We start from the raw sequence: 18,487 nt of genomic DNA, 5'->3' as shown, positions 1-18,487 counted from the left end.
TTTACAACCAGATGACGCCGGCTGGATGAAGGCGGGGCCGGGGTGGGGCGCCCGCAGGCGCGACAAGGCTTAGAATGTCCGGCTGCACCCATCCGTTCGACCCCTGGAGTTCCCCAATGACTGTTGCGCAGTTCTACCCGATCGGCACCCCCGGACAGCCCTGGGGCGACGCGGAACGCGCACAGTGGCGGGCCCGCCAGCAACGCCAGCGCAGCTACCACGACGACGTGGTGGCTGCCCTTGAGCGCCTGGACGACAGCTTCGACGTGATCCAGTACGGCCAGCTGGACTATGCGCCGGACCATTACCCGCTGTTCGCCGTGGTCAACCACGACTGGAACCCGGCGCTGCCGACCGCGCTGATCACCGGTGGCGTGCATGGCTATGAGACCAGCGGCGTGCACGGTGCCCTGCAGTTCCTGGAACAGCAGGCCGAACGCTACCTGGGCCGGCTGAACCTGATCGTGGCGCCGTGCATCAGCCCGTGGGGCTACGAGCGCATCCAGCGCTGGAACCCGGACGCCATCGACCCCAACCGCAGCTTCCGTGACGGCGGCCAGATCGAGGAAGCGGCTGCGCTGATGCGCTGGGTTGCCCAGCGCAAGCCGAACCTGCTGGTGCACCTGGACCTGCACGAGACCACCGACAGCGACCTGCACGAGTTCGATCCGGCGCGCTGCGCCCGCGACGGCAAGCCGTTCGAGCGCGACACCATTCCCGATGGCTTCTACGTGATCGGCAACAGTGAAGATCCGCAGGCCGAGTTCCAGAAGGCATTGATCACCGCCGTGGCCCCGGTGACCCATATCGCCCCGGCCGACGCCGAGGGCAACCTGGTCGGCCTGCCATTGCAGTCGCCGGGCGTGGTCTGGGGCGAGTCGCGTTCGATCGGCGCCTGCGCCGGCTTCACCGACGCACGCTTTGCCACCACCACCGAGGTCTACCCGGACAGCCCGCGCACCAACCCGCAGGAATGCAACGACGCCCAGGTGGCGGCGGTGTGTGCGGGCCTGGATTTCGCCCTGGCGGCGCAGTAACGCGCCACGTTCCGGGCAGCGACGGGCATCAGCCGGCGCTGCCTCGCTGGCGAGGTGGCCACAGCCGGCGAAGCCGACGCGCGGCAACCGGCGAACACATCCAGATCGCGCTGGTACACCGTGCTGTTGACCCCGAACAGGCCCAGCAGCGAGTGGAAGACGTTGTCGTGGCTGTGCGCCCGGTGCAGGGCATTGTCGCGCAGGCAGGCCAGGTCCAGGCCCGCGTTGCGGCTGAATTCCGGTGAGAACCACATCACCATCGGCACCTGAGTCTGCTCGCGCGGTGCGATGAAGTAAGGCGTACCGTGCAGGTACATGCCGCGTTCGCCCAGCGACTCGCCATGGTCGGACACATAGATCAGTGCGACATCACGCTGGTCCGAATAGCCCTGCAGCAGGTCGATGGTCTTGCCCAGCATGCGGTCGGTATGGACCAGGGTGTTGTCATAGGTGTTGATCAGCGCCTCGTTGCTGCAATGCTGGATCTGGTTGCTGTCGCAGGTCGGGCTGAAGGCACGCGACTGTGCCGGGTAGCGTTCGAAGTAGGTCGGGCCGTGGCTGCCCAGCTGGTGCAGCACGACCAGGGCGTCACCGTTCAGGGCGTCAATGCGTGTACCAAGCTGATGCAGCAGCACCTCGTCGTAGCAGGTGCCGTCGGCGTTGACGCACTGGCCGGCCACCTTCAGCGCGGGCATGTCCTCGGTCGGCACGCGTTCGCACACGCCCTTGCAGCCGCCATTGTTGTTGTTGCGCCAGAGCACGCTGATGCCGGTGCGCTGCAGGATGTCGAGCACGTTCTCCTCGGTCGCTGCGCGTACATCATCGTACTGGCTGCGGGTCATCTGCGAGAACATGCATGGCACCGAGATCGCCGTTGCGGTTCCGCATGAGGAGACATCATTGAAGCTGATGACGTCTTCCTTGCGAGAGAGCTGGGGATTGGTCGCGCGTGGGTAGCCGTTGAGTTGGAAGTTCTGTGAGCGAGCGGTCTCGCCGACGACCATGATCACCAGCTTCGGACGCGGGCCCGGTATGCGCCGTGCGTCCATGCCAATCGGGCGAAGTGGCTGCTGGCGGGTGCTGTAGAGGCCTTTCAGATAACCATGGGTATGGCGCACGACGTTCAACGGCAGTACCTGATCACGGATATGACGGTTGTTGCGCAGCAGCGAGGAGTAGTCCTTGTAGAACGTAAAGCCGATTGCCAGCAGCACCAGCAATGAGGCCAGAGCGCTGGCCGGCCACACCAGCAGCGAACGTATCGAGCCCGCCCCGCTGGCGGTGGGCACCAGGGCCAACCCGGCAGCGGGCAGCACACCCAGCGCCAGCAGCGTCAACAGCAGTGGCAGTGAGAGATAGGCGTTCAGCTCGGCCTGGTTGGTCTCGAACACGTTCTGCACCATGCTGCGATCGATCAGCACGTTGTAGTGCAGCATGAAGTAGCTGCAGGCGGCGCTGATGACAACGAGGAGTATCAGCAGCGGCCTGCGCAGGAACGGCAGTGCCAGCAGTGGCGTCAGCATCAGGTTGAACAGGCAGAACAGCACCACCGGCAGGCTGGCCAGGAACAACACGCTGTGCAGGCTGTTGAGGTCGATCAACCCCCACAGCGTCTTCCAGAGGGCGATGTTTCCAATCGTGGTGAAGAACAGTGCGGCGGCCCAGATCAGAACGATCGGATGGGGCCGTGGAAAACGGAGGCATTGACGCACGAGCAGGTTCCGCGGAACGAGAGTGCGCGCAGTATTGAAACGGCTTTATCAGGAAGTTGTCAGGATTGGCGGCTCACCCCAGCAGGATCACGCTCCACACAGCACCCACCATCAACAGTGCGGTGGTCTGCGCGGCGCTGCCCATGTCCTTGGCGTTCTTGGACAGCGGATGCTGTTCCAGAGAGATGCGATCGACCACCGCTTCGATCGCCGAGTTGAGCAGTTCCACCAGCAGGCTGATGAAGCAGACCGCCAGCACCAGCGCCCGTTCGAGCCTGCTGATGTCCAGCACGAACGCTGCAATGATCAATAGCGCGTGCAGAAGCAGCAGCTGACGAAAGGCAGCCTCGCCGCGGAAGGTGGCGATGAAACCATCACGCGAATGGATGAGGGTGTGGAAGATGCGGCTCAGGCCGGTCTTGCCGTGCGGGTACTTGCCGCTGTCCTTGGGGTGCTGCATGCGGGTTCCGCCGTGAAGTGAGCCATCCCAGCATGTGCACGCGCGCGTCAGGAAACCGTCAGAGGGGCCACTCCAGGCTGAACTGGCATCCCTGCTGCGAGGAATGCACCGTCATCCTCCAGCCCAGATGCTCGACGATGCGCTGCACGATGGACAGCCCCAGTCCCTCGCCACTGTGCGGGCTGCCGGGCAGGAAACGCTCGAACTGCTGTGGGTCGATACTGGAGGGCAGGCCGGGCCCTGTGTCGGCGATGATGAGTGCGGTGTCGCGGAGGGTGATCCGGACTTCGCCCCGATCGGTGTACTGGCAGGCGTTGCGCAGCAGGTTCCAGATGATGCTGTGCGCCAGGTCCGCGTTGGTGTGCAGCACGGTGTCGTGCAGGGCATCAAACGCAATGATCACTGGCTTGCCGGAAAGCCAGGGCTGGCAGCGCTCCATGCAGGATTCGATCAGCGGACGCAGTGCCACCTCGTTGCGTGGCACGGTGCTGGGGGCGCGTGAGAGCAGCAGCAGGCAGGCCAGCTGGCGCTGCATCTCCTGGGTGGTGCGCAGGATGCGCTCGGCACTGGGAACCAGGTGGCTGTCGGCCGGAAGCTGGCAGGCCAGCGTTTCGGCAGCACCACCGATGATGGCCAAGGGCGTGCGCAGCTCGTGGCTGGCATCGCCGCTGAAGCATTGCTCGCGATGCAGGAACCGTTCGAGCTCGTCACTATGGAGCGCAAAGGCGCGGGCGAGCACGCCGATCTCATCCCGTGCGTCCTGGTAGGGAAAGGGCTTGTGGCCGTCCTGCACCGCATCGGCCAATCGTGTGATGGGCGCGATGACGTGGGTCGCTACCTTGCGCCCGATCAGGAAGGCGCCGAGCACGCAGATCGAAATGACCAGTGCCGCAAAGGCATTGATCAGGTGCTCCAGATAGCTATAGTGCGTCGCGTCCTCGAGCAGGTAGTAGCGCTGGTCGCCGCTGTCGAAGACGCTCAGATGCCACTCGTTGGGCGCCTCTTCGCCGTGATGGCCCGGGCCGTACTGGCGCAGAACGACAGGCACGTCATGGGCATCGAACAGCTGGGTCCCCGCTGGCAGGGCGGGGCGCTGGCCACGATCCAGCAAGGCCTGCAGCCTTTGCACTTCGCCGTGCTGGGTGCGCGCGACGACCGCGGCCCGGACCTGGTCGTAGTCGACCTGTTCGGCCAGTACGATGAAACCCATCGCACCGGCCATCAACAGCACGAACGAGATCGTGATGCGGGTACGCAGGCTCAGGCGGCGGTAGAGGGAGGCAGGGCTCACGCCTGCATGCGCCAGCCGACGCTGTGCACCGTGGTGATCAGCGCAGTGTCGAAGCTGCGGTCCACCTGCAGGCGCAGCTCATGGATGTGTGTTCGCAGCGCACCGCTGTCCGGTGGCTCGTCGCCCCAGACCAGGTATTCCATCTCCTGCTTGCGGACGACCGCAGGAGCCGCACGCACCAGGCACATCAACAGTTTGTGCGACGTAGGTGTGAGCGCAATGCAGCGGCCCTGCCGCCAGGCCTGGGGTGAGCGCGTGTCCACCTGCAGGTCCTTCCACGCCAGCACGCTCTGGACCTGGCGACCCTGTGCCCGTCGCACCAAGGCCTTGATCCGCGCATCCAGTTCCGCCAGCGAGAACGGTTTGACCAGGTAGTCGTCCGCGCCCAGGGCAAGGCCCTGAACCCGATCTTCGATCGGATCGCGCGCGGTCAGCATCAGGATCGGTACCGGGTTCTGGAACTCCTGGCGCAGCTTCTGGCACAGCGTCATGCCGTCCAGGCGCGGCAGCATCAGGTCCAGCAGGATGGCGTCGTAGTCGTGCTGCGTGGCCCGGCGCAGGCCGCTGGCACCGTCGCGGGCGTCGTCCAGTACGTAGCCCAGCGGTTCAAAGAAGGCATACAGGTTGGCAACCAGCTCAGGGTTGTCTTCGATGATGAGCAGGCGGGTCATGGCGGGCGTCCTTGCGCGTGGCCGAACTCTGCCCGATCACTGGCCGAATGCCAATGCCCTTGCTGAATGGATCGCGGGTGAGGGCGCCCGCATCAAGTCCTGGTCAATCGGCCGGACTGCGTGAATCGCGGACCGAATAGATCACCGAGAAGATCTTCCAGCCCTGCTCGGTCCGGATCAGCTGCCACATCTCCTTGCCCCAGTTGGTCTTCACCCCATCGTCGTGGAAGCTGTAGTCGAACGACACCGAGGCCACATCGCCATCCGTCTCGATCTTCGTGTTGGAAAATTTCTCTTCCTTTGGCTTCGGCGAGGCCACTGCCCCGTCGATCAGCGCGATGAAGTTGTTGGCGGGGATCTGCCGTGCCTTGATCGCATCGGGCTTGGCCTTGCGGATGTCCTGCAGGCGCACATCCTCGGAGACGAACTGCCAGCCGATATGTTCCGGTTTGTCGGAGAAGAACAGGCTCATGTAGGTCGGCTTGTCCTTGTTGATCAGCGAGGTACGGAAGGACTCGACCACGTGTTCGATCGCCTTTACGTCGGCGGGGACGTTCTGCGCGGCGTAGGCCGGCAGGCACGCCGGGAGGAAGAGGGCGAGGGCGGCGAAACGTGCACGTGCGTTGGGCATCATGGGTTCCTGAGGGAGGAGCGGCGGCGCAGGCGCATCACCGCGCGTAGGTTCGCCAGAAAAGAACGCGGTCTTCGGTGCTGTTGATGGCGACGAAGACTGACTTTCCGGATTCAGGCGCGCAGCGAAAGACGCGGTACGATTTGTTGAGCGTCGCGTTGCCGGGCCACCAGTATCGATTGAACGCAACAGGATCACTGTTGTTGAATGTCGTCGCCCTGCAATCCGCAGGCAACTGCAGTGGCAACGCAGGGGGCTTGGTGAAGGCCAGCGCGCTGGTGTTGGAGTCGAGGTCGTGCACCTCGCGCAGGGCGGTCGCCTCGTGGGGCACCCAGTCGGGAATCCATCCCTTGTTCACCATGTCGGAGTCAAGCGCCTCGCGCAGAGTATCGAACGAACTGTCCATCACCAGGCCGCAGGCGCTGAGTAACGTGCACGCCGCCAATGGAAAAGCAGATCGCGCCTTGATCCAGATGGTGGGTGGAAACATCGTCCTTGCGGCTCCGTGGAATGCCGTCCGACCTATCGGGTCAGCGCGTCGAACAGGCGATTGCGGTCCGCATCGGTCATCGACCAGCTCTGTCCGAGCGGGGTCATGCGAACCGATTCGGTCCGGCCGCAGGCCCGGTACTGCCAGATTTCCGAGCCATCGGGTTGGGCTGTCACGCCGATGCCCTCCAGGCGGGCGCACTGCAGCTGGGCCAGCGCCATCGGCGCGAAGTGCAGCATGTAGTGCTGCACCCGGTCGGCCGGCATTGCCGTGCCGACAGGCAGCGGATGGGCCGGGCCGTACTCGGCGAGCAGGCCAACGCAGGTCGCTGCGGCGGACAGGGGGTTGCGGCCGAAGGCGCGGGAGGCATCCCGCTCCACGCCCTTTTCCAGAGCCTTGCCCTCCTTGCTGTTGGCATAGGCCTCGGCGGCCTGCAGTTGCGCAGCGTCGAGTGTCGACAGCCAGTGCTGACGGCCCGCCTGCAACTGCAGTTTCAGGCCGGGCAGGGTCTTCTGGCAGCGCGTTGCGATCGCCTGTGTCTGCACGAAGTCCTGCCCACGATCACCGGGCGTCGCGGCCGCTGTTGCCGCCGCTGGGGCAACAGCGAGGGCCATGCAGGCGATCACCAGATTCCGTCCCATTCCATTGCGCATCCTGCACCTCATGGCGAGTTTGACGGCGCACGCTAGCACGGATGCCGGGCGCCGCAACAGGCCGGTTTGACGTTGAAGATGGTCTGTGCAGATGGTGCGCGGGCGCGCGGTGCAGGAGGGGAACTGTCAATGAGGACGCTGATGTGGGGGAGCGCCCTGTTCGTGGCGTACGTTGCCGGTTGCTCGGCTGTCTCGGCGTGGCACTCTCACGCGTTTAGCTCGTTCCGGTTGTGGAGATCGCGGCCATGAACACGGACTCAGCGCGCCACAGCTTCGGCCGGACGGCTCGCGATCCACCCTCCACCCAGGGACAGGAAAAGATCCACCTGGCGATCGACCCGTTGCGCGCGCGAGGCGGCCAATGCGGACTCGGCGTCTGCCAGCGCGGCCTGGGCCGAGAGCAGGTCCAGGAAATCGATCCTGCCGAACTGGTAGAGCCGCTGCGCCTGCTGGCTGGCTCGCGCCGCGTCCTCGCGCGCCTGCGCCAGGCTGCGCTCACGTTCAAGTTCCTGGGTACAGGCAGAAAGTGCGGTTTCAGTCTCGCGGAGGGCCTGCAGCACGGTGCCGTCAAACGACGCCAGCGCCGCATCGACATTGGCACCGGCTGCCGCAATGCGGGCCTTGGTGAGGCTGCGGTTGGGCCAGCGCCATGACAGCAACGGCCCGATGCTGGCCCCGAAGCTGTTGGAAGACAGCAGGTGACTTGCAGTACCGGCTGCGCCGGCCGAAGCTCCCAGCGTTACCTGGGGATAGAGATTGGCGGTCTCAACGCCGATCAACGCAGTCGCCGCGGCCAGGCTGCGCTCTGCTGCACGTATATCGGGGCGGCGCTGGATCAGCTGCCAACCGTCGCCGACGGGAAGTCGCTCGCCTGGTTCGGGCGGCTGCTGGCACGCTGCCGCCTCTTCCGGGTAGTCAGCCGGCACTTTTCCCATCAGTGCCGCCAGCTCGAATAGGCTGGCCTGGCGTTCGGATTCCAGGTGCGGGAGTGTCGCCGCGCTGCGATTGACGGCGGCACCGGCGCGACTGACATCGAAGTCCGTTCCGCGCCCGCCAGCGGCCAACCGGCGGGTGGCGTCCAGCGTGGCACGCTGTGTCGCCAGCACCTGCCGGGTCGCAGCCAAGGTGTGATTGCTGGAGCACACGCGCAGATAGGCACGGGTGACGGCAGCAGCGACGACCACGCGGACCTGGTCCCGTGCCGCAGCGACGGCCTCCGCGTCCGCATTCGCGGCTTCGATGCCACGGCGGATGCCGCCTGCGAGATCCAGCGGGTAGGAGAGGTGGAGGCCCAGCGCATAGGATTGCGGTGCGGCCGACGCCTGGGTGTAACCACCGGCATGGGTGAGCGTGCCCGATGCATCCACGTCGGCCTGCATGGAACCGCGCGCGCGGTACTCCAGCACGGTAGCGCTGGCGCGCCGAAGGTTGGCATCGGCGGCGCGCAGGTCGGTATTGGCCGCCAGTGCTTCGCGTACATAGGCGTCAAGCTGGGGGTCGCCATACAGTTGCCACCACCGATCCGGTGGCGCATCCTGGCTGAACGATGCCTCCTGCACCGAGAGAAACGTCCGCGCGACCCCCGGGGAGGCCGCGACCGCACTCGCAGGCAGGTGATAGTCGGGGCCGGACACGCAGGCCGTCATCGGCAGCAGCAGGGCAAGCAGCCCACCACGTACAGTTCGCAAACTCACTTGCAGGCTCCCTGTGCTGAGGGCGTGATGGTCACATTCGCAGTGCGACCGACGATCAGTCGTGTATCCGGCGGGGCATTATCGATACGGATGCGTACCGGGATGCGCTGTGCCAGCCTCACCCAGGTATAGGTCGGCGCCACGGCGGGCAGCAGGTTGTGTGTGCTTGAGCGCTGATCGTCGGCAATGCCGGCGGCGATGGTGTCCACGTGTCCGCGGACGTCGTGGTCGTCGCCCATCAGCCGGGCCACGGCGGCATCGCCCTCGGTGATGCAGGCCAGTTTGGTTTCCTCGAAGTAGCCCTCGATACGCAGGCTGCGGGTGTCGATCAGCGCCAGCGCCTGCGCACCGGGTTGCAGGTAGTCGCCCGCGTGCAGGTCCAGATTGGTGATGATGCCGTCGGTGGTCGCGCGCACCTCGGTGCGTTGCACGTTGAGCTGGGCAACGCGCTGTTCGGCCCGCGCCTGCGCCAGAGCGGCCAGCTCGGTATCGACCTTGGCGGCATTGCGTTCGCGTGTTTCCGATGCGACAAGGTTGCCAAGTGCGTTGTCCCGCGTTGATTCGCGGCGGGCCAGCGCCAGCGTGGCGCGTGCGCTGTTGACCGCTGCATCGGCCTTCTCCAGCGCGGCAGCGAAGCGCGGTTGATCCAACACCAGCAGCAGCTGTCCGGCGCTGACCCGCTGGTTGTCGTGCACCAGCACCTGGGTGACCAGCCCCCCCATGTCCGACGCAACGCGCACCACATCGGCGCGCACCCGCCCATCCCGCGTCCACGGGCGCATTTCGTAACGATTCCAGATGGAGAGCGCGGCAATGGCGGCAAGCGCGCACACGCCCAGCGTTGCGCTCCAGCGCCCGATGACAGCAAGCAGGTGTTTCATTTCATTTCTCGAGCAGGGGCGAGAGCCGGATCATCAGCTCCGCCAGGATCACGAACAGGGACAGGCCCACCAGTGGCCGTGCGGCGAACAACCGGTACAGACCGAGGCCGGCGAGCAGGCGTGAGGTCAGCATCGACAGCGCCAACGCGGCGGCGGCCACGGCGAGCAGGCCGGGGATCAGCACACCATCAATGGAAAGATCAGAAAACATGAGGTCAGTACCGATGGGTAAGCGGTGAGGCCAGCAGGTCGCGGCGCAACCCGCAGAGCAGGTGCAGCAGATACCCTCGATCGGCCTCGGCGCTGGCTGCCGCTGCCTCGCGCACGCGGTCCAGGAGTTCCAGAAGATGGGCGTCGACACGGCGTGGTGAGTGGGCGCGAACCCTGAAATGTGCGGCGACGCGTTCGATCAGCGCCGCATGAAGCGCCCGAACGCGCGGGCTGTCCAGGCACTTGTCCAGTGCGCGGAGTTGGTTGGATGCACGTGCCGCACGAACGTCCGCAAACAATGCCCGCAGGTCGTGTGCTGCACTGGAACGGCCCTGCAACCTGGGAGCGAGCAGCCCGATTCGATCCAGCATGCGGCTGAGCCAGGCGCGGGTCACATCACCTTGGCCGGCGGCATGTCGTGCGATGTCCCGACGGATCGAACGCTCCAACCGTGCGCGGTTGCGACCCGCATCGCCGGTCTGGAACAGCTGCATGCTGCACAGTGCCATTGCCGTACCGACGAACAACGCAACGCTGCTGTTGAGTGCGCCGACGATGTTGACCGTACTGGTCGCACCCAGACCTGCGATGAGCGGGAAGGTCAGTACCACGCCCAGGGCGGCCATGATGAAGGGCGGCCGGGCCAGGAACGATCCGCACAGCAGCAGCACCGGCGCGAGCGCGGCAATCAGGCCGACGAAATCGGACAGCGTGGGGAAGATCAGCAGACCGTAGAGCAGGCCGACGGCAACGCCGATGCACGATCCCACCAGATAGCGCATGACATGCGGTGCCGCCGCTTCGAGGGTGCCGAACAGGACGCATGCAGTGCCGATGATGGACACCGCCGTGGCGCCCTCCGACCAGCCCGTAATGATCCACAGCACGCAGCTCAGCAGGATGCCCACGAACGCCCCCAGCGCGCTGCGCGCGGCGATCCTGTGATCCCGGTGAATCACTGCGCCCTGCCCATTCCGCGCAAGACGGCCAGGTACCTGCAGGCGCCAGTCGGGGCGGGCAATATGCAGTTGTGCCTGCAGCACGCGGCAGTCTACGTGGGCGAGGTCGAGTTCGGCCCGTTGCGCGATGAGGCCGGCCTGCAGCAGCGCGCGCCAGCCCGTTGCATCCATTGCGCCGGCCTGCGGTGAATGCAGCCGGGCGATGGAATCTTCCACCGCGCTGGACAGCATCAGTACGTCCAGCATCCGGTCATGCAGGGCACGCAGGATCTGCACCTGGGCCACGCCGTGGGCGCTGTCGAAGGGCAGGTGGATCGACAGTACATGCAGCTCGAGCAGGTCGGCTGCCACTTTCGAGCGGTCCGTCGCCAGCACCGTGTCCGATGCACCGCCGCGCATGTCGCGTGTCCATCGTTCCGCATCATCCAGTACGGCAGCAACCCGCGCGTGCACGCGCATCGAGACCCGGCGCGGCAGCACCAACCCATGCACCAGCGTGGCGGCCAGGATGCCGATGGAGATTTCCTGCACCCGCGTGATGGCAATGGTGAACACATCTCCCGGCACCATCACCGCAGGAAAACCAATCAGACTGGTGGTATAGCCGGCCAGCAGGAACGCGTACGCACGTGGCGTGCGGTCGAGCATCGCCAGGTACAGGCACAGCGCCATCCACGTGGCGAGCGCGGCGCTCAGCACCAAGGGCGCATTGGCGAAGCGTGGCACCAGCGCAACGGTGGCGATGGCCCCGCCTACGGTACCGAGCAGGCGGAACAGACCTCGGCTGAGCGTTGCGCCGGACAACGGTTGCGACACCAGATAGACCGTGCCGATCACCCAGAACGGGCGGTTCAGGCCGATGCGCAGAGAGACATACAGCCCCAGCGACGCGGCGAGCAGGCATTTGAGCGAGAACAGCACCGCCTCCTGGTCGGTCCTGAGAGCAGGGCTTTTAAACCGTGCAAATGCCTGGAGCACATGGGGGCGGAGTGGGCTGGGGGAATGCATGCGGCTCATGCTAGTGATCGGCCGGCATGGCGAATTTCGCTACAATGACAACCAATCGCTAAAACCGGTCAATGTGAGAATGGCTCGCATTTCGCTCCCCGGCTTTGACCTGGACCCGGACGAGACCGATCGCCCGGCGGTCGCCAGCCGCCTGCAGGTAGCCGAGCACGACGCGGAAATTCCCGTGCACGAGCACCGCAAGGGCCAGCTGATTCTTGCGCTGCATGGCGCGGTGACCTGCGAAGTGGCCAATGCGTTGTGGATCGTGCCGCCCCAGTGCGGCGTCTGGATTCCGGGTGGCATGCCGCACAGCAATCGCGCCACCGCCAACGCGCGCCTGTGCTACCTGTTCGTCGAGCCTGGCATCGTCGAACTGCCAGCGCAGTGCGTGACACTGGCGATCTCCCCGATGCTGCGCGAGATGATCCTGCACCTTGCCGACGCGCCGCTGGACTACCCGCATGGCAGCCACATCGATCGGCTGGCGCGGGTGCTGCTGGACGAACTGGTGCAGATGCCGGCCGAGCACCTCTCGCTGCCGGTCAGTCATCACCCGAAGGTGCGGGCGTTGGCTGCGGCGCTGTCGGCTGATCCGGCAGACCGCAGCACCATCAGCCAGTGGGCTGTGCGCCTGGCCTTGGGCGAGCGCACGTTGACCCGCCTGATTGAGCGAGAAACGGGATTGTCCTTCGGGCGCTGGCGACAGCAGTTGCATCTGCTCATCGCCATTCGTGAACTCGCCGGTGGTGCACCAGTACAACGCGTTTCCGAGACGCTGGGCTATGAGTCGGTGACGGCCTTCATCACGATGTTCAAGAAGGCGCTTGGCCTTTCCCCGACGCGGTATTTTGCGGTGCGCCTGCGTGGGCAGTAGCAGGGAACAACCCGGAAAGCCGTTGCCTGGAACGGCTACTTCAAGGTGCCGGAGACTGATTGAATCGCGGCCACCACCGCAGCAGGATCCTCGCGCTGGAGGGTATGCCCGGTCGACAGATAGCGATGCGTACCGCGGGTGAACCCCGAGAAGAGCAGGGCGTGCTGTGCCTTCCAGAGTGCCTTGCCCGCTGCGGTTTCTTCGAAGAACAGCGGTTCGGCAGCGAGCTGGGTTGCAGTCAGCAGCGCCACGGGCACGTCCGGCATCGTGCGCGGGGTCTGCGCACCGGGTGCATCCAGTTGTTCGGTCAGCACGGCGTAGTCGGCAGCCATGGCCGGCGGCAGCATTGCCCGCAGCTGGGCATCGTCTGCTTGCACGCGGGCACTGTCGGCCTGCTTGAACGCATGGCGCTGCCCCAACGTGGCCGGGTCCACCAGCACGAGGCCCTGCAGGCGCTCCGGATGGCGGCGTGCGAACTCCGTGGCCAGCAGACCGCCATAGGAATGACCCACCAGCACAACGCGGCGACCGGGTGCGAGCGTATCGATCACGGCCGTGAGGTCGGCCAGATGCGCATCAATGCGCTTGGGGTGGCCGTCGCTGCCGGACTTGCCAAGTCCTGCACGGGCGTAGGTGATGCTGTGGTAGTCGCGCCCCAGACCTGCAACCACCTCTTTCCAGGCGCCCGCGCCCTGGCCGAAACCGGATTCAAAGACCACGGTGATCGGGCCGGCCCCCGTCTCTTCGGCCTGCAGTGCGTAAGCACCGCGATCCACCTGGATCTCCCCGGCGTGGGCGATGCCTGCAGCGGTCATCACCACGGCCAGCACCCACAACGTCAGTCGACTGCTCTTCATTGCCATTCCCCTGGGCCGTGACGCGTGCCAGCCCTTCCGATGGGTCAGGTCTGCGGCGGACTGCCGTAGCCTGCCGACCTCGCGACAGGTCTTGCTGGTAATGTGGTGAGGTATAACACCGACTCCCTGTGCAGGAAGTCATGGGGACAGGGCGCAGTCCGCTGAATCGTTACGGATGCTTGAATCTGTGATCGGTTCCGCGTCTCCACACTTGAATGTGCAAGCGTCCTCAACGATAAAGGCGGCATGTGGCAACTGCCGCATTCCGGACCAGGGACGATCCGAGGCATGACGCGGGGGAGCACCTCTGCGTTCTCGTTCCCGCCGGCGCTGTGTTCGTCCAGGAAGGAGAACAGGGATGTTGGAACGACTGAAGACCCTCTCGCGTGCCGTGCTGGCGATTGTTGCCGTCGGCTGCTTCGCCCCTGCTGTGGCGCAGGCGCAGGAAAGCAGGATTACCTGGCGCATTTCGCAGCCCGGCGGCAATTCGACGCAGTACAAGACCCAGCAGCAGGCGGTGCAGGCGATCAAGAGCCTTCCCGCACCCAGCCCGTTCCCGCCGGAGTTCCAGTTCGGCTGGCAGTCTGTCGACAAGATCAAGTCGAAAGTCGTGGACTTGAACGGAAACACGTCGATTACCTACTGGATGGGAAAGACGCAGCCCTCCGACCCGGACTGGTCCTACATAGGGCGTGACATATTCCCGACGGAAGAGGCGATGGTTGCTGATTTTCTTGCGGACCAACAAGCCAACAATCCCGTGTGCCCCGGGGCGGCGGTCACTCCGTCTGGCGATTGGTTTGCAGCCTCGCCCGATCAGGAAGGTGTCATGGAGTCACGCTACTACGATCTGACTTCAATGGCTGGCAACAATACGGCTGAATCACCCTGCACGCCGTACACCGGAACGGTGGCGGTCGCGCGTACCCGGCGCTTGAACTGCCCGGTCCCCTTCACGCAGTGGTCCAACAAGCACAACGCCTGCGTCAGCGAAGAATTCGTTGCTACCATCACCTCGAAGTCGCAGAAGTGCGACAAGGACAGCGCCGGTACGAATTGTCCCTCGGAAGAGGACAGCGAGGCGACGAATAAGGCACCTTGCGACGGCAATGTCGGCAATCCGTGTGACGTCAAAACCGGCGAGAAGTACGAAATCGCGCAGGACTTTGATCTGGGCTGGATCGCACTGACGCGTTTCTATCACTCCGGCATCTCCACCTCATCCGGTGGCTTCGGTTATGGCTGGACCCATTCGCTGGGCGCCCACCTGGCACTGGATGGCGTTGACAGTGTGGGCATCATTGAAAGCACTGGTTTCCAGCGTGCATTCAAGAAGATCGGGCAAGCCTATGAGGCGGACGACGACAGTGGCGATCGTCTGGTCCAGAACGGCAACTGGACGCTGTATTCAGCGGGCTCCATCTCTACCTTCGGCGCGGACGGGCGTCTTGCCGCCAAGCGCTTCCCGGATGGCACGTGGCTGACCTACATCTACGATGACAGCGACCGTCTTGCGGCCGTCACCCACAGCAGTGGCCGCACACTGGAGTTCGTCTACCAGTCCAACGACTATGAGGCGCTGATCAGTTCGGTGCTGGTCGAGGGCATTCCGCTCGCCACCTACACCTACACATCGCAGAACCAGGTCGCCACGGTGACCTATGCGGGTGGCGGTGTACGCACGTATCACTACGAGAACCAGGACTTCCCCCAGCACCTGACGGGTATCACCGCCGAGGACGGTCGCCGCTACAGCACCTTTACCTACGATTCCATCGGCCGTGTGATCTCCAGTCAGCATGCCGGCGGTGCCGATGGCGTGACACTGGCCTACAGCCCCAACGGCGGTGCAGTCGTGACCGACGCGCTTGGGCGGCAGACCGATTACACCCTGACACCCGGGGGCGACACCGCTCCGTCGCGCAAGGTAACCGGCCTGAGTGATTCGCAGGGAACCGTCAGCCGGACCTACTACGACCAGAGTGTCGACTTCCGCCGGCGCCTGGATACCTACACCGATCGTCGCGGCATCCAGACCAAGCACACCTATGCGCAGGGCACCGATGCGGCGAGCGGTCGTGCCGTCAGCATCCATACCGTGACCGAAGCGGTCGGCCTGCCCGAGCAGCGGGTGGTGACCACCTCGCGCGACGTCGAAACCAATGCGGTACTGACCACCCGGATCGGCAATCGTGAAACCCGCACGTCCTTCAATGCCCGACGCCAGCCGACGGCCAACACGGTGACCGACACCGCATCCGGCCAGACGCGCATCACCAGCTACACGTACTGCGAAGCCGCTGATGTGGCGGCGGCGGGCAGCTGCCCGGTGGAAGGGCTGCTGAAGAGCGTGGATGGCCCGCGCACGGATGTGGTCGATACTGTTACCTATGCCTACTACCCGGCCGATGACGCAGGGTGCGCGACCAATGGTGCATGTGGCTTCCGCAAGGGCGACCTGCGCAGTGTGACCAATGTGCTGGGCCAGACGGTCGAGACCTTGACCTACGACGCGTTCGGACGGCCGTTGTCGGTCAAGGACGCCAACGGCGTGGTCACCGATTACACCTACCACGCCCGCGGCTGGCCGACCTCGATCACCGTACGCGGTGCCAGCACGGCCGAGGACCGCGTTACCCAACTGAGCTACTGGCCAACCGGCCAGGTGCAGAAGATCGCCGAGCCGGATGGCAGCAGCGTTTCCTACGTCTACGATGCTGCGCTGCGCTTGACCGACATCGAGGACAACGCAGGCAACACGATTCACTACACGCTGGACAATGCTGGTAACCGCCTCAAGGAAGACACGCTGGATACTGGCGGCACCCTGCGTCGCACCCTGGCACGGATGTTCAACACGCTCGGCCAGCTGACCGCACTGAAGGACGCGGGCAATCACGCCACAGGCTTCGCCTACGATGCCAACGGAAACCCGCAGACGATCACCGACGCACTGCAGCGCGTGACCCGCCAGCAGTACGACCCGTTGAACCGCCTGGCCCAGACCCTGCAGGACGTCGGCGGCGTGGCGGCGGAGATCCTCAGCCAGTACAACGCGCTGGACCAGGTCACCCAGATCACCGACCCGAAAGGCCTGCATACGACCTATGCCTACAACGGGTTCGGTGACCTGACCGGGCAGATCAGCCCGGACAGTGGCGCCAGCAGCTTTGCCGTGGACGCCGCAGGCAACCGCAAGACCGCCACCGATGCGCGTGGCGTCACCGCCACCTATCACTACGATGCACTCAACCGCCTGATCGGCATCGCCTACCCCGACCCCAACCTGGACGTGGGCTACAGCTACGACGTGGCGCCCGCTGCGTGTACTGCCGACGAGCGCTTTGCCAAGGGGCGCCTGGGGCAGGTGCTGCACGCCAATGGCAGCACCCAGTACTGCCACGACCGCTTCGGTCAGGTCACCCGCAAGGTGCAGACGCTCAATGGGGTGGCCAGTACCCTGCGCTATGCCTACAGCAAGTCGGGCCGCCTGACGGCGTTGACGTACCCCGATGGCAGTGTGGCCGACTACGTGCGCGATACCCAGGGGCGCATCAGCCAGATCGGCCTGACCCGGCCCGGCCAGGCGCGCCAGATCGTGGTGAACAACGTGACCTACGCGGCCTTCGGCCCGGCGACTGGCTGGACCTACGGCAATGGTCGCCAGCTGCAGCGCCCGCTGGATCTGGACTACCGCCCGCAAGCGGTGCACGACCCGGCCGCAGGCGGCCTGTCGCTGGGCTATGGCTATGACCCGGTCGGTTCAATCACCGAACTGAAGAACGGTGCAGGCTCGACGGTGCTCGCCAAGTACGCCTACGACGCGCTGGGCCACCTGACCCAGACCCAGGACGGCGCGACCGGCACGCCGATTGAAACCTATGCCTACGACGCCACCGGCAATCGCACCGCGCTGACCACCTCGGCAGGCACCGCCAACTACACCTATCCCGCAACCAGCCATCGCCTGACTGCGGTGGATGGCCAAGCGCGCAACCATGACGCAGCGGGCAATGCCACCAGCATCGACAGCAAGACGTTCACCTACAACGATGCCAACCGCATGAACGCGGTGAAGCAGGGCAATGCCGTGTTGGAAAGCTACGGCTATAACCATCGTGGCGAGCGCGTACTGCGCACCCCAGCCGGTGGCGCAGCGCAGATCACGCTGTACGGCGAGGCTGGGCAATGGCTGGGTAACTACTCGGCCACGGGCCAGGCGCAGCAGCAGGCCATCTGGCTGGACAACTATCCGGTGGCGTTGATCAACACGCCGGCTACCGGCGTGCCGGAGCTGGCCCACGTCCAACCAGATCATCTGGGTACGCCGCGCGTGGTGATTGATCCGGTGCGGAATGTTGCGATCTGGGAGTGGAGCAACAAGAGCGAGGTGTTCGGTAACCAGATTCCGAGTGCAGACCCGGACGGGGATGGTGTGGCGTTCGAACTGGCGCTGCGCTTCCCCGGCCAGCAGGCGACGGATGCGAGCGGGTTGTTCTACAACTACTTCCGTGACTATGACCCGGCATCGGCTAGATACGTGGAGAGCGATCCCGTTGGGTTGAACGCCGGCGTCAGTACGTATGGCTACGTGATCTCGAACCCCGCCCGATTTACTGATCCGCTTGGGCTGACGACTACGCTAATAACGACATACGATTTCGGTATTGCAAGCCACTCGGCGATTCATGTTTCGATACCTGGCAAGCCTGATTTCCTGTACGACCCTTCCGGCAGCTACGCACCTGGGGGTCGTCGAGGAACCGGTGGGCTATTTGAGGGGCGCGATGCCAGCTTGGCCAGCTACAAAAAGTATCAGGTGGGAACTGGTAGTCGAGTTGAATTAACGGTAATCCCTTTGACTCCGGAGCAAGAATTAACTCTCATTGCGAACGCGGAGGAGTGGGGGGATGCACGTGGCTTCTGGTGTGCGAGCCACGTGTCCGGCGCGTTGGATGGAATGTGTGGGACAAAGCAAACACTCTTCCCGGGTGTTCTTCAAAAGAGTGCAAAGGCGGCAGAATGTCCAGTCAAATGAAGGATAGGCTTATCTCATCAT

At 64.7% G+C, this 18,487-nt stretch carries 15 protein-coding genes; 3 read left to right on the top strand and 12 right to left on the bottom strand.

Annotated features, from left to right (window positions below; translation table 11 throughout):
• Nucleotides 1-116: 116 nt before the first annotated feature.
• A complete protein-coding gene (locus ABR323_RS04635; protein WP_439448419.1) occupies nt 117-1,037 on the top strand; it encodes a M14 family metallopeptidase in 921 nt (306 codons plus the stop codon).
• Here ABR323_RS04635 and eptA read toward each other — a convergent pair.
• The 11 genes from eptA to ABR323_RS04580 form a co-directional block, all read right to left on the bottom strand.
• On the bottom strand, nt 941-2,749 hold the full coding sequence (gene eptA, locus ABR323_RS04630; RefSeq protein ID WP_439448418.1) for a phosphoethanolamine transferase EptA: 1,809 nt from the start codon (nt 2,747-2,749) through the stop codon (nt 941-943). The two genes, ABR323_RS04635 and eptA, sit on opposite strands and share 97 nt — an antisense overlap.
• Nucleotides 2,750-2,822: 73 nt before the next feature.
• Complete coding sequence (locus ABR323_RS04625; protein WP_439448417.1) at nt 2,823-3,209, bottom strand: diacylglycerol kinase; 387 nt, start codon at nt 3,207-3,209, stop codon at nt 2,823-2,825.
• A 58-nt stretch (nt 3,210-3,267) separates the two neighbouring features.
• Nucleotides 3,268-4,500: a sensor histidine kinase gene (locus ABR323_RS04620; RefSeq protein WP_439448416.1), complete on the bottom strand. Its 1,233-nt coding sequence runs from the start codon at nt 4,498-4,500 to the stop codon at nt 3,268-3,270.
• Nucleotides 4,497-5,171 (bottom strand): response regulator transcription factor, encoded by a 675-nt coding sequence (locus tag ABR323_RS04615; RefSeq protein ID WP_439448415.1) that lies wholly within the window; start codon nt 5,169-5,171, stop codon nt 4,497-4,499. The genes ABR323_RS04620 and ABR323_RS04615 overlap by 4 nt, the downstream gene beginning before the upstream one ends.
• Before the next feature lie 103 nt (nt 5,172-5,274).
• A complete protein-coding gene (locus ABR323_RS04610; RefSeq protein WP_439448414.1) occupies nt 5,275-5,805 on the bottom strand; it encodes a nuclear transport factor 2 family protein in 531 nt (176 codons plus the stop codon).
• 34 nt (nt 5,806-5,839) lie between these two features.
• A complete protein-coding gene (locus ABR323_RS04605) occupies nt 5,840-6,292 on the bottom strand; it encodes a hypothetical protein (RefSeq protein WP_439448413.1) in 453 nt (150 codons plus the stop codon).
• Between the two features lie 32 nt (nt 6,293-6,324).
• Nucleotides 6,325-6,906: a hypothetical protein gene (locus tag ABR323_RS04600; protein WP_439448412.1), complete on the bottom strand. Its 582-nt coding sequence runs from the start codon at nt 6,904-6,906 to the stop codon at nt 6,325-6,327.
• 296 nt (nt 6,907-7,202) lie between these two features.
• Complete coding sequence (locus tag ABR323_RS04595; RefSeq protein ID WP_439448411.1) at nt 7,203-8,639, bottom strand: efflux transporter outer membrane subunit; 1,437 nt, start codon at nt 8,637-8,639, stop codon at nt 7,203-7,205.
• The gene (locus tag ABR323_RS04590; protein WP_439448410.1) at nt 8,636-9,520 is read right to left on the bottom strand and encodes an efflux RND transporter periplasmic adaptor subunit; all 885 of its coding nucleotides are present in this window, start codon (nt 9,518-9,520) and stop codon (nt 8,636-8,638) included. The genes ABR323_RS04595 and ABR323_RS04590 overlap by 4 nt, the downstream gene beginning before the upstream one ends.
• 1 nt (nt 9,521) lies before the next feature.
• Nucleotides 9,522-9,731 carry a DUF1656 domain-containing protein gene (locus ABR323_RS04585; RefSeq protein ID WP_439448409.1) on the bottom strand — a complete coding sequence of 70 codons (210 nt, stop codon included), beginning with the start codon at nt 9,729-9,731 and terminating at the stop codon, nt 9,522-9,524.
• 4 nt (nt 9,732-9,735) lie between these two features.
• The gene (locus ABR323_RS04580; RefSeq protein WP_439448408.1) at nt 9,736-11,610 is read right to left on the bottom strand and encodes an FUSC family protein; all 1,875 of its coding nucleotides are present in this window, start codon (nt 11,608-11,610) and stop codon (nt 9,736-9,738) included.
• A 166-nt stretch (nt 11,611-11,776) separates the two neighbouring features.
• On the opposite strand from ABR323_RS04580, the gene ABR323_RS04575 reads away from it, so the two are divergent.
• Nucleotides 11,777-12,571 (top strand): AraC family transcriptional regulator, encoded by a 795-nt coding sequence (locus ABR323_RS04575; protein ID WP_439448585.1) that lies wholly within the window; start codon nt 11,777-11,779, stop codon nt 12,569-12,571.
• 35 nt (nt 12,572-12,606) lie between these two features.
• On the opposite strand, the gene ABR323_RS04570 is transcribed toward ABR323_RS04575, so the two are convergent.
• Nucleotides 12,607-13,428, bottom strand: a complete 822-nt coding sequence (locus ABR323_RS04570) for an alpha/beta fold hydrolase (protein ID WP_439448407.1) — start codon at nt 13,426-13,428, stop codon at nt 12,607-12,609.
• A 358-nt stretch (nt 13,429-13,786) separates the two neighbouring features.
• Between ABR323_RS04570 and ABR323_RS04565 the strand changes: the two genes are divergently transcribed.
• The gene (locus tag ABR323_RS04565; RefSeq protein WP_439448406.1) at nt 13,787-18,466 is read left to right on the top strand and encodes an RHS repeat-associated core domain-containing protein; all 4,680 of its coding nucleotides are present in this window, start codon (nt 13,787-13,789) and stop codon (nt 18,464-18,466) included.
• Nucleotides 18,467-18,487: the final 21 nt, after the last annotated feature.

This window comes from Stenotrophomonas sp. ATs4 (assembly GCF_051861585.1).
Lineage (GTDB): Bacteria > Pseudomonadota > Gammaproteobacteria > Xanthomonadales > Xanthomonadaceae > Stenotrophomonas > Stenotrophomonas maltophilia_AS.
Note: the sequence above shows the minus strand (reverse complement) of the source record. Positions and strands in the feature narration are given on the sequence as shown.